The 12681-nt window shown below is 33.6% G+C and carries 11 protein-coding genes; 6 read left to right on the top strand and 5 right to left on the bottom strand.

Annotation, left to right across the window (positions count from 1 at the left end):
* Positions 1 to 35: 35 nt before the first annotated feature.
* From RC62_RS07110 to RC62_RS07100, 3 genes are all read right to left on the bottom strand, one after another.
* Positions 36 to 392, bottom strand: coding sequence for a four helix bundle protein (locus RC62_RS07110; RefSeq protein ID WP_055093982.1), 357 nt, complete (start codon positions 390 to 392; stop codon positions 36 to 38).
* Positions 393 to 455: 63 nt separating this feature from the next.
* Positions 456 to 1319 carry a DUF58 domain-containing protein gene (locus RC62_RS07105; RefSeq protein ID WP_055093980.1) on the bottom strand — a complete coding sequence of 288 codons (864 nt, stop codon included), beginning with the start codon at positions 1317 to 1319 and terminating at the stop codon, positions 456 to 458.
* Between the two features lie 77 nt (positions 1320 to 1396).
* Positions 1397 to 2401 (bottom strand): AAA family ATPase, encoded by a 1005-nt coding sequence (locus tag RC62_RS07100; protein ID WP_007807095.1) that lies wholly within the window; start codon positions 2399 to 2401, stop codon positions 1397 to 1399.
* Between the two features lie 223 nt (positions 2402 to 2624).
* On the opposite strand from RC62_RS07100, the gene RC62_RS07095 reads away from it, so the two are divergent.
* The 3 genes from RC62_RS07095 to RC62_RS07085 all read left to right on the top strand — a co-directional run bounded on the left by RC62_RS07095 (position 2625) and on the right by RC62_RS07085 (position 5693).
* Positions 2625 to 3497: an aldo/keto reductase family oxidoreductase gene (locus tag RC62_RS07095; protein WP_055093978.1), complete on the top strand. Its 873-nt coding sequence runs from the start codon at positions 2625 to 2627 to the stop codon at positions 3495 to 3497.
* A 158-nt stretch (positions 3498 to 3655) separates the two neighbouring features.
* A complete protein-coding gene (locus tag RC62_RS07090; RefSeq protein ID WP_055094516.1) occupies positions 3656 to 4408 on the top strand; it encodes an SDR family NAD(P)-dependent oxidoreductase in 753 nt (250 codons plus the stop codon).
* A 133-nt stretch (positions 4409 to 4541) separates the two neighbouring features.
* Complete coding sequence (locus tag RC62_RS07085; protein ID WP_055093976.1) at positions 4542 to 5693, top strand: ATP-binding protein; 1152 nt, start codon at positions 4542 to 4544, stop codon at positions 5691 to 5693.
* A gap of 71 nt (positions 5694 to 5764) precedes the next feature.
* Here the strand turns inward: RC62_RS07085 and RC62_RS07080 are convergent, their stop codons facing one another.
* A complete protein-coding gene (locus RC62_RS07080; RefSeq protein ID WP_055093975.1) occupies positions 5765 to 6508 on the bottom strand; it encodes a DUF3298 and DUF4163 domain-containing protein in 744 nt (247 codons plus the stop codon).
* 105 nt (positions 6509 to 6613) lie between these two features.
* Here RC62_RS07080 and RC62_RS07075 point away from each other — a divergent pair, with 105 nt between their 5' ends.
* Entirely contained in the window at positions 6614 to 7756 is a 1143-nt protein-coding gene (locus tag RC62_RS07075; RefSeq protein WP_055093972.1) for a cystathionine gamma-synthase, read from the top strand.
* A 58-nt stretch (positions 7757 to 7814) separates the two neighbouring features.
* Here RC62_RS07075 and RC62_RS07070 read toward each other — a convergent pair whose 3' ends face one another.
* Entirely contained in the window at positions 7815 to 8609 is a 795-nt protein-coding gene (locus tag RC62_RS07070) for a THC0290_0291 family protein (protein ID WP_055093971.1), read from the bottom strand.
* Between the two features lie 323 nt (positions 8610 to 8932).
* Between RC62_RS07070 and gdhA the strand changes: the two genes are divergently transcribed.
* Both gdhA and RC62_RS07060 read left to right on the top strand, forming a co-directional pair.
* The gene (gene gdhA / locus RC62_RS07065; RefSeq protein ID WP_055093968.1) at positions 8933 to 10276 is read left to right on the top strand and encodes an NADP-specific glutamate dehydrogenase; all 1344 of its coding nucleotides are present in this window, start codon (positions 8933 to 8935) and stop codon (positions 10274 to 10276) included.
* A 133-nt stretch (positions 10277 to 10409) separates the two neighbouring features.
* The gene (locus tag RC62_RS07060) at positions 10410 to 12680 is read left to right on the top strand and encodes a T9SS type A sorting domain-containing protein (RefSeq protein ID WP_055093966.1); all 2271 of its coding nucleotides are present in this window, start codon (positions 10410 to 10412) and stop codon (positions 12678 to 12680) included.
* Position 12681: the final 1 nt, after the last annotated feature.

The following is a 12681-nucleotide window of genomic DNA, read 5'->3' as shown; positions in this document are numbered from 1 at the left end:
TTATGATGAAACTAAAATTTTAATCTTTTGTTTTTTTATGAATTATTTTTTGATGTTTTAATGCTTGAAACAAATATTGATATTAATTCATTGACTTCTGTTTTTGCTTTTTTTAGATTTCCTAGATCAGTTGATAGATTTGCTTTTTCGATTATTTTTAAACAAACAAAAGTTTCCCTTAACTCCTTTAAGCAAATTCCCATTTTATGAATAAAATCTTTTTTGCTTTCTGCGCTTTGTGCTTCACCATAATTCAAGGCGGGCGACGTACTTGATCGAGTTATTTGGCCTAATAAATGATTTCCGGCATAATTTTTTTCAAATCTAAAAGTTAATCGAATTATGCTTGCAGCAAAATCAATTAATCTATTTTCCAATTCTTGTTTATTCATTTTCTAGTTTTAATTATCACTTCCATCATAAATCAAAAATCGTTAATCTAAATTCTTAAATCATTACCTCGATTTAAAATATCCGAGTAATTTAGTAACGTAATTTTCGTCAACTCTGGTATTTACAACTCCTGCGCCCGATTTACTAAATATATCTTTGAAATAATTAACTCTTTCCTGATAGTGTTTTTCGTAATTCATTCGCACTGTTTTCGAACCTGTATCTACCAATTGAATTTTCCCTGTTTCGGCATCAAGCATAGGGACCATTCCTAAATTCGGGATTTTTTCTTCACGAATATCGTAAACCCTAACGCCTGTAATATCGTGTTTTTTAGAAGCAATCTTTAAAGTCTGCTCATAATTCTCCGACATGAAATCGGAAATAACGAAAACAATTGCTTTCTTTTTCTGAGTTCCTGATAAAAACTTTAAAGCTGCTCCCACATCTGTTTTTTGGCTTTTTGGTTCGAATTCGATTAATTCACGAATGATACGCAAAACGTGTGAACGGCCTTTTTTTGGTGGAATATACAATTCGACATTATCAGAGAATAATATTAAACCAATTTTGTCATTGTTTTGTGTAGCCGAAAAAGCCATCGTTGCCGCAATTTCGGTGACGATGTCTTTTTTAAACTGACTTTTTGAACCAAAACCCTCAGATCCCGAAATATCAACCATTAAAACCATGGTCAATTCGCGTTCTTCTTCAAAAACTTTTACGTGGGCTTCATTGTAGCGTGCAGTTACATTCCAATCGATGTTACGAATGTCATCGCCATATTGGTATTGACGTACTTCACTAAAAGTCATCCCTCGTCCTTTAAATGAAGAGTGGTATTCTCCCGAAAAGATATGATTGCTCAGTCTTTTGGTTTTGATTTCTATTTTCCGTACTTTTTTTAAAAGCTCTTTTGTATCCATTTCTTTAGTTTTCAGTCGCAGTTTTCAGTCGCAGTTTACTTAAGATGTTCACTGTGATTGAAAACTGAAAACTATTTTTAAGGTACTTCAATCTCGTTTACGATTTTGTTGATAATGTCTACAGAAGTAATGTTTTCGGCTTCAGCCTCATATGTTATCCCAACTCTGTGACGCAGAACATCATGTACAACAGCACGAACATCTTCCGGGATTACATATCCACGACGTTTGATGAAAGCATAACATTTTGCTGCATTGGCTAAATTGATACTTCCACGTGGTGATGCCCCAAAACTAATAAGAGGTTTTAAGTCGGCTAGTTTGTACTTCTCTGGATAACGAGTAGCAAATATGATATCTAAGATATATTTTTCGATTTTTTCGTCCATGTAAACTTCACGAACCGCTTCTTGAGCACGTAAAATTTGCTCTACAGAAACCACAGGATTTACTTTTTCGTAAGATCCTTTTAAATTTTGACGAATTACAAAACGCTCTTCATCAATTTTTGGGTAGTCAATTACAGTTTTAAGCATAAAACGATCGACTTGTGCTTCCGGAAGTTGGTATGTTCCTTCTTGCTCAACCGGGTTTTGTGTTGCTAATACTAAAAACGGACGATCAAGTTTAAAAGTAGTATCCCCAATAGTAACTTGTTTTTCCTGCATTGCCTCTAAAAGTGCTGACTGAACCTTTGCCGGAGCACGGTTAATCTCATCGGCAAGGACGAAATTAGCGAAGATTGGCCCTTTTTTAATTGAGAATTCGTTTGCTTTGATGTTATAAATCATCGTTCCAACGACATCGGCAGGTAATAAGTCGGGAGTAAACTGAATACGGCTGAACGAACCTTGCACTGCTTGCGACAAAGTATTTATCGCTAAAGTTTTGGCTAATCCCGGAACACCTTCAAGCAAAATATGTCCTTGTCCCAGAAGGCCAATTAATAAACGCTCGACCATATGTTTCTGACCCACAATAACTTTGTTCATTTCCATTGTAAGAAGGTCTATAAAAGCACTTTCTCTTTCAATTTTTTCATTTATCGCTCTAATGTCTAAAGTCGTTGTATTTTCTTCCATATAAATATTTTTAAAACCTTTTTAAAACAATGATTCTTATGCCTAACTTTTGAGAGTGCAAATTGAATATTTTTTGAGAAGTAAGATGTTAAAGAATGGTTAAAACTTCGACCAATGACCTAATTTTAAGGACTAATTGTGAATCTATTTTTATATTTTTAAGAACTTTGATGATTATGTTTTAGAAAAGCATATTTATTACCAAAAATAACGCAATAAAACCATGAGTAAAACAGCATTATCGCCTATAATTTCAGGCACTATGAATTGGGGAGTTTGGGATAAAAACCTTACAACTAAAGAAATGGAAAATCTGATACAACTTTGTATCGAAAACAAAATTACCACTTTTGATCACGCAGACATTTACGGATCTTATACCACAGAAGCAGATTTTGGAAAAGCATTTCACAACAGTAAAATCTCACGTGAGAAATTACAATTAATCACCAAATGCGGAATTCAGATGATTGCTGAAAGCCGACAAAACAAAATAAAACATTACGATTATTCTAAAGAATATATTATTTGGTCTCTTGAAGAATCATTAAAAAAGTTGAAAACTGATTATGTTGATGTTTTTTTATTGCATAGACCTAGTCCGTTAATGCAAGCGGATGAAATTGCAGAAGCTGTTGAAAAATTGAAAGCAGAAGGGAAAATTATTGATTTTGGACTTTCAAATTTTACCAGTTCTCAAACAGAATTGATTCGTCAGAAAACAGAAGTAAGCTATAATCAGGTACAATTCTCAGCAACGAATTATGAACCAATGGTTGACGGAAGTTTTGATTATATGCAAACGCACGGAATTCGCCCATTATCATGGAATCCGCTTGGGACTGTTTTTAGAGAAGACACCAAAAAAACACGCCGATTGAAAAAATTACTTTCTGATCTGGTTCAAAAATATGGTTTTGGATCTGATACACTTTTACTTTCCTGGATTTTAAAACATCCGTCAGGAGTAATTCCAATTGCCGGAACAGTAAACATTGCCAGAATTCAATCGCTAATGAAAGCCGTAGAACTAGAAATGGACAAAGAAGACTGGTTTGCCATCTGGACAGAAAGTATGGGAGATGATGTTGCCTAATTTTTAGTGTTCAGCTAAATGAGATTAAAAAATATTTGCTACAGATTAAAAATCTGCGTTATCTGCTAAATCTGCGTGAAAAAATTACTCTCGCGGATTTAGCAGATAATGCAAATAAAAAATCATTTCAATCTGTAGCAAAAAACAAAATATTTAAAATGAAAAAAACAGTTTTAATTACTGGTGCCACAAGCGGAATAGGAAAAGCAACCGCACAAATCATGGCTAAAAATAACTATAAAATTATCCTTTGCGGAAGACGTAAAGACCGTTTGTCTGAACTTGAAAAAGAACTTTCGGCTTATACCGAAGTACATTCGCTGTCTTTTGATGTTCGCGATAAAAATGATGTTTTGGAAAGTATTAGTTCTTTGCCAGAAGCATTTTCAGATATTGATGTTTTGATCAATAATGCAGGAAATGCGCATGGTTTAGATCCAATTCAAACCGGAGATTTAGACGATTGGGATGCGATGATTGATATTAATGTAAAAGGACTTTTGTACGTTTCTAAAGCCGTTATCCCAAAAATGACAGCCAAAAATTCCGGGCATATTATTAATATTGGTTCAACAGCTGCCAAAGAAGTTTACCCAAACGGAAACGTATATTGCGGAACAAAACATGCAGTTGATGCCATTACAGCAGGAATGCGAATTGATTTGAATCCGTTTGGTATCAGGGTTGGAGCAATTCATCCGGGAATGGTGGCAACAGAATTCAGTGAAGTACGTTTTAAAGGTGATACTGAAAGAGCTTCGAATGTTTATAAAGGTTTCGATCCGTTACAAGCAGAAGATATTGCTGATATCATCCATTTTGTGGTTTCAAGACCGTATCATGTAAACATTGCCGATTTAGTGGTGATGAGCACTGCTCAGGCATCGTCTACCATAGTCAAAAGGGACTAACTTAGATTTTTAGACTAACTTAGACTTCTTAGATTTGAAGTTTATGTAATCCAATTAATCTAAGAAGTTAAAGATTCCAAAGTTCGATAGTCGAAGAAGTCTAAAATTCTAACAATCTAAGAAGTCTAAAAAGATGATTAATAAACGCCTTTTAATAAAAAATCTACTTGCACATAATGACGAGAGCAGTTTTTATGATAAAAAAAGGCAGTTGAATTTACATTCCAGAGAAGGTAAAGGAAAGTTCCTGAAGCATATTTGTGCGCTGTCGAATTCAAACCCAACGAATAATTCTTATATCGTGGTTGGGGTTGAAGACCATGACAACGAAATTGTAGGTGATGACTTTTTTGACGATAGCCGAATCCAGAATCTTGTAAATGCATTTTTAGAAAATCCTCCCAAAATTCAATATGAGAATGTACCTTTTCCAAATCTTCCAAAAGATAAAGTAATTGGATTGGTTACCATTAAACCTAAAAGTAAAATCTCATATTTTAAAAAAGGAATCCATACGATAGTCGCAAATAGTGTTTTTATTAGGCGCGGCAGTAATTCGGTTCCGGTTGAAGGTGAAATTGAAAAGAATTACCAAAATACCGAAACCGTAATTGGGATCGAAAACAGTTCCCGAAACAGTATTCAATATACACTTGACGGTGTGATCGATTTTATGAATTTCAGGCACAAAGACATGTCGCCTAAATACCATGTTTTTAAAGAATTATTTGTGATTTGCTGGGCAGGGGTTCCTCATAAATCGCGGGATAAAACATTCTTGTCACGTGTAGATATTGAATTGATCAACGAGCAAATCAAACTTTTTTACTCGGCTCAGGATGTGGTTACAATTGTTTTTGATGACGATACTTTTACCATAACCGAATATGTTCCGCTGGGATTAAATGACAAAACGAGTTATTATCCTTTAGAAAAACAAACGATTCATTTTTTTGATAATGGTTATTACAAAATTGATCGTGAAATGCTTTTTCATCCTCCTGAATTTAATCGAAAGATGTTATATCATATCTATAATGCAAATATGGCACTGCTTCAAAAATTGCAAAAAAGCATTGCTTTATCAGAACGCGAATTAAAAGATCTGGAAAATCTTCCTTCGACTTTTATGATTTGTTATCTGAATGGTTTTGATGATGCAAAACAAAAACTTATTGATGCAAAGTTGCTTCTGAAACCTTTCGGGAATATTTATTTATCTTTTAAAGAAGCGTTGAGGATTTTAAGAAAAATGAAATACGACTTTCAGGAAGGATCCAAGTGAGGTACAAAGGTTCAAAGTAACAAAGGTTTTTCTGTAGAGACGCACAGCAGTGCGTCTAAATAATGACATAACTATTGATATTTCAAATACTGGCTAACTTTTGCATACGGAAACAAAATCTCTTTTGGGCCATCAGCATATGAAGCTGCTTCATAAGAGTTGTAATATAAAAGCAAACCTTCATTGGTGTAAAAAATATTCTGCGGTAACTGAAATTTGTCATTTTCGAACATTAAACCAGTTGCATTAATATTTGATTTTGTTGGAACCTTATATTTCTTCCTGAATTCTTTTTCGGCGAAAGCCTTAAACTCTTTTTCATTGGTGAATATTTCATCATTAAAAATGGTTTTTCCAGTTTTAGGGTGAAACAATAAGGATCTAAAACCCTGATAACCGTGGGCTCCACCAGTAAAAGTATAGTGATCGATTTTAATGTTAATAATCTGATCCGATTCAAATTCGACATTTCCTTTTATTTTTCCTTCCCAGCCAAAGGTTTCTGTTGGAAATTTTTTATGCATTTCTTCATAAGAAGTAATAAAAGATGTTGCCAGAGTTTCGTAGTCATTTGCTTTTGATGGGTCTTCTTCAAAATAAACAATATCCTTTATGACCGAAAAAACTTTTTTGTTGATGCTGTCAGCCACAATAGCAATATTTTTTGCAATAGGAATGTCAATGGTAATTTTTGGACAATCTTTTTTGCAAGGAATAGTTGATTCTTTTTCAAATGTCTCATTTTCAAATGAAAGCTCCTTGTTGCAACTTGTAAGCGTTAGAACAAAAAAGACTAAAAAAGTGTAATGTTTCATATCAAAAAGTGTTAATTATATACAAAGGTAAGAAGTTGTGTCAGGATTAAAATAAATTAAACGGTAAATTTGTACCACGTTTAAGCATTTAAAATTTGTAACTATATGAAATTCAATACTAAAGTAATACATGGCGGTCAACATCATGATCCAAGTACAGGAGCTGTTATGCCTCCGGTGTATCAAACTTCAACTTTTATACAAACAAGTCCCGGTAAACCTTTGGCGGATTATGAGTATAGCAGAGCATCGAACCCAACTCGTACGGCTTTAGAAAATGCTTTGGCAAGTATAGAAAACGGTACTCGCGGATTGGCTTTTTCATCTGGTTTAGCGGCCACTGATTGTATTTTGAGATCGTTTAAAGCAGGTGACGAAATTATTGCAATGGATGATTTATACGGTGGAACATATAGAATGTTCTCTCGAATTTATAAAGATTCAGGAATTAAATTTCATTTTGTTGATATGACAGATATTGAAAAATTGAAATCATTAATCAATGAAAACACAAAATTGATTTGGGTTGAAACACCAACAAATCCATTAATGAAATTAGCTGATATCGAAGAAATTGCAAAAATTACTAAAGCACATAAAATTTTATTTGCTGTTGATAATACTTTTGCAACACCATATTTACAAAAACCTCTTGATTTAGGAGCAGATATTGTAATGCATTCAGCAACAAAATATCTAGGAGGACATTCTGATGTTATTGCAGGAGCTTTGATTGTGAAAGATGAAGCTTTAGGAGAACAATTGCATTTTCAGCAATTTGCAACCGGTGCTACACTTGGGCCAATGGATAGTTTCTTGGTTTTAAGAGGAATCAAAACACTTTCTTTAAGAGTACAAAGACATTGCGAAAATGGAGAAAAAGTGGTAGAGTTTTTAAGCAATCATCCAAAAATAAATACAGTTTATTATCCGGGATTAAAAAGTCATCCGTATCATGAAATTGCTAAAAAGCAAATGAAAGCTTTTGGCGGAATGGTTTCTTTTACTTTTAAATCAGGTAAAAAAGAAGATTCTATTGCGTTTTTAGAAAAGTTAAAAGTTTTTACTTTGGCAGAATCTTTAGGTGGAGTTGAATCATTGGCCAATCATCCTGCTTTGATGACTCACGCATCAATTCCCGCAGATAAAAGAGCAGAAGTTGGTATTACTGATGATCTTGTTCGATTAAGTGTTGGTATTGAAGATGCCGAAGATTTAATCGCAGATATAGAACAGGCTTTAGCATAAAAAATAAAAACCCCAACTCGAAAGAATTGGGGTTTTTTATTTATCATTGTTTATTGACTTAAAACTCTAAGTAATAAATATATCCTACATTAAACCAAACTTGTGAATCATTTGATTTGTTTTCTTTATAAATGTCTTTATTTGGATTTAAACCATCAACCCAATCAGAATTGTAACCCTGATAACGGGCTTCGAACATTAAATCGCTCATTGTAGTCATTTTATAATGTACTCCAACGCCAACAGTTCCTGATAAAACAATACCGTTTTCGCTTGAAAAACCATATTGACGGCCATCAGAAGGAACTAAGTATTTTGGGTATGTTGTTAAAGGAAGTCCTAACTGACCTAATCTTGACTCTACTTTAGTTTTGTAATAACTAACCTGGAATCCTACACTTATGTATGGGCTAAAGCTACCTATTGTATTTTCGAAATCGTGAATTTTCATAAAAGGAGAAAACTCTAATTGACCTCCAAGGTTTACTAAAGTCGAAGTGCCGTGCATTGCTCTAAGATGTTGTACAAGATTTTTTCTTTTTTCTGATTCAACCCATTCTCCAAAATGTTCTAATTTGGTCTGGTTGAAAGATAGTTCAGATCTAACTTTGAAGTGTTCTGTAAAAAAACTTTCTCTGTTGTTGTTGGCAGAAAAGTTTATGAAGTGAACAATTCCAACTCCAAATCCGTTATTTCCAACATTTGTGTCAAAGTTATTTCTTTGACCATAATCAGATTGAAAAGTTGACGGACCGAATATTATTCCTACTTCTTGGGCAAGATCAGATTGTGCGTTCGCTATTGTGGTAATGCCAAAATAGGCAAATAACGTTAGGATTATAGGTTTGAGCATGTTTTTGGGCTTTCAAATCTTGGCAAATATATAAAAAACCTAGTCTAAACAAAATATAAAATACGTCTATTAAAAAATTAGTAACAAAAGACTTAATTTCTTGACTTTAAGTAAGGTGATTTGATGTAAAGTGAGAACTGTAAAATCCTATTTTAAGTATTGTTTAGAAATTACACAATTCTGTTTGAAAAACGAAAAAAAATAACAAACCATGACAGTTTTGTTTTAACTTTGCGTGTTATTACGAAAACGTTTTCTTAAAACGTATTTTCTTGTTTAATTGATTAAAGTTTATAAACTATTATTGAATAATTTATTTAAAAATGGAACAAAAAATAAATGAATTTATGGCTCTTGTTGAGTCTAAAAATCCAAACGAGCCAGAATTTCTTCAAGCCGTTAGAGAATTTGCAGAAACGGTAATTCCATTTATCGCTGATCGAAAAAAATATGATGGAAAAAATTTACTTCTAAGAATTGCTGAACCAGAGAGATCTATAATTTTTAGAGTCCCATGGGTTGATGATAAAGGAGAGATAATTGTAAACAGAGGTTTCAGAATTCAGATGAATTCAGCAATTGGACCTTACAAAGGTGGAATTAGATTTCATCATACTGTAAATTTATCTGTTTTAAAATTTCTGGCTTTTGAGCAGGTATTTAAAAATAGTTTAACAACATTGCCAATGGGTGGTGGAAAAGGAGGTTCTGATTTTGATCCTGAAGGAAAATCTGATGGCGAAATCATGCGTTTCTGTCAATCATTTATGACTGAATTATGCCGTCATATTGGTCCGGACCTGGATGTTCCTGCCGGAGATATTGGAGTTGGAGCAAGAGAAATTGGTTATTTATTTGGTCAATATAAAAGAATCAGAAATGAATTTACTGGTGTTTTAACTGGTAAAGGTCTTGCTTATGGTGGTTCTTTAATACGTCCTGAGGCTACAGGATATGGCGTTGTTTATTTTACAGACCAAATGCTTCGTACTATTGGCCACGAAATAAAAGGTAAAAGAGTAGCAATTTCAGGATTTGGAAATGTAGCTTGGGGAGTTGCCCTTAAAATAAATGAATTAGGCGGAAAAGTAGTTACTATTTCAGGACCTGATGGATATATTTATGATGAAGAAGGAATTTCTGGAGAGAAAATCGAGCACATGGTCGAAATGAGAGCGACAGGTGATAACAGAGCCGAAGTTTATACTAAAAAATATTCAAATGCTGTTTTTCATAAAGGAAAAAGCCCTTGGGAAGTAAAAGTTGATATTGCTATTCCATGCGCTACCCAAAATGAATTAACTGGAGAAGATGCTAAAAAATTAATTGATAACGGTGTTTTATGTGTAACTGAAGCTGCAAATATGCCTTCTACATTAGATGCTATTAAATTGTTTTTAGATCATAAAGTTCTTTTTGCTCCGGGTAAAGCTGCAAATGCAGGAGGAGTTGCTGCATCAGGATTAGAGATGACACAAAACTCAATTCGTTTAAACTGGACTAGTGAAGAAGTTGATTTGAGATTAAAAGATATCATGGTTGGAATTCACAACCAATGTAAAAAATACGGGATGGGCGAAGATGGCTATGTAAACTACGTAAAAGGAGCTAACATTGCCGGATTTGTTAAAGTTGCCGATGCTATGCTTGCTCAGGGTGTAGTATAAGTTTTAGTTACAATTTTTAGATGCCTTCATTTATCTTTTTGAAAAGATTTTTGAAGGCATTTTTTATTTATACAGAACGAAATTCAAATACTTTCGTTTGTAGTATATTTGTCTATCCGAATATATCAAACTAATGAAGAAAAGCTTTCTGTATATTTTGTTTTTAGTGTTGTGTCAATTTAGTTTCGCTCAGAATAAATTGTCCTGGCAGGGTTATTTTTCGTTTAATGAAATAAAAGATATTTCACAATCTTCAACAGCAGTTTTTGCAGCTTCAGAAAACGCTTTGTTTTCAAAAAATGCAGCGACAAATGCAGTCAAAACCACAACTACAGTCGATGGACTTTCAGGTCAGACTATTTCGGCCTTATATCATAGTGAAGGCTTTAAGAAAACTATAATAGGGTATGAAAATGGCTTAATGATTGTGGTCAATGAAACTGATGGAAGTATTTTAAAAGTAGTCGATATCATTAGCAAACAATTGCCAACGAACCTTAAAAGAATCAATCATTTTATGGAGCATAATGGTTTGGTTTATGTTTCCTGCGATTTTGGAATTGTACAATTTAATTTAACGACTTCAAAATTTGGAGACACCTATTTTATTGGAGATAATGGTGCAGAAATTAGTGTAAAACAAACTGCTTATTTTGACGGATTTATTTATGCAGCAACTTCAAACGGAATTAGGAAAGCAAATAGTACGAATGCAAATCTAATTGATTTTAACCAATGGATTTTAGTAAATTCAGGAAATTGGTCAAGTGTCGAAACTTTAGATTCAGAACTTATTGCAATAAATTCAGGAGGATATATTCATCGTTACAATTCAAATACATTTGTTGGATTTTTGCAGCTTTCGCAGGCATCGACAGATATGCGTGCAGTAAATCATACTTTATTGATTACAACACCAAACACCGTTTTTGTATACAATAATCAGATGATTTTAAATCGTCAAATTACAAACACTCAGGTCTTAGACAATACATTGAGTTTCTCTTGCGCAACAATTATTGGCGATTTACTTTATATAGGGACAAAAGATAAAGGATTGTTCTCGTCGGCGTTATCAAGCTCTTCTACTTTCGAAAATATTAGTCCGGGTGGACCTTCAAGAAATAGTCTTTTTGCTATTCAGACTACATCAAATTCATTATGGGCCGTTTACGGAGATTACTCCGGAGTTTATAATCCATACCCAAAAGATAGTTACGGAATAAGTAAATTTAGTCAGAACTCATGGCTGAATATTCCTTATGACAAAGTTTTGGGGGCAAAATCTCTGGTACGAATTGCGGTTGATCCGTCAAACGAAAAAAAAGTTTATATAGGTTCTTTTGATGCAGGTTTATTAAAAGTCGAAAATGATGTGCCAACTCATTTATATGGTACTGCAAACAGTTCGTTACAAGCTGTTCCTGGTACTCAGGATATTTGGGTTAACGGGATGGTATTTGATAAGTCCGGAAATTTATGGATGAATAATAGTTTGGTTGATAACGGAATAAAAGTGCTTAAGCCAAATGGAGATTGGCAGGTTTTTTCGACAAAATCCGTAATAGCAAATGTTTCAAGTTGTCCTTTTGGAAGAATGTCTATTGATAAAAATGGGACAAAATGGATGGCAACGTATAATAGTGGGATCATAGGATTTAATGAAAAAGGAAATGTTATCAAAAAAATCACATCTGGAGCAGATACCGGTAATCTTCCTTTTATAGATGCACGTGTGGCAACTCCGGATAATAATGGTCAGCTCTGGATAGGAACAACAAAAGGATTGAGAGTGTTGTCTAGTGTAAATAGTTTTCAAACGGAAAGCCAATTAACTACAAAACCAATTATTATTGTTGAAGATGGATTGGCACAAGAATTATTATACGAACAGTTTATTACGGATATTGTGGTTGACGGCTCAAATAATAAATGGATTGGAACAGCTGATTCCGGTGTTTTTATGGTTTCTCCTAACGGACAGGAAACTAAATACCATTTTACGATAAACAATTCGCCTTTGCCTAGTAATACTATAAATGATATTGATATTGACAATACAACAGGAGAAGTTTTTATTGCGACAGATAAGGGATTGATTTCTTTTAAAGGAACATCAACTGGAGCTAATGAAAATTTGAACGATGTGTATGTTTATCCAAATCCGGTTCGTCCTGAGTTTTCCGGAACTGTAAAAGTTGCTGGTTTACTGGATAAAGCAAATATTAAAATAACTGATATTGAAGGTAATCTTGTTTATGAAACAACTTCAGAAGGTGGTACAATAGAATGGGATACTACAGCTTTTGGAAGATATAAAGTAGCTTCGGGAGTTTATATGATTTTTATTTCGGCTCAGGATGGGGGCGAAACCAAAGTTAAAAAAGTAATGATTATTCGATAAG

The organism is Flavobacterium aquidurense, from assembly GCF_001404985.1.
GTDB lineage: Bacteria > Bacteroidota > Bacteroidia > Flavobacteriales > Flavobacteriaceae > Flavobacterium > Flavobacterium aquidurense_B.
This window is presented reverse-complemented; position numbering and strand designations above follow the sequence as displayed.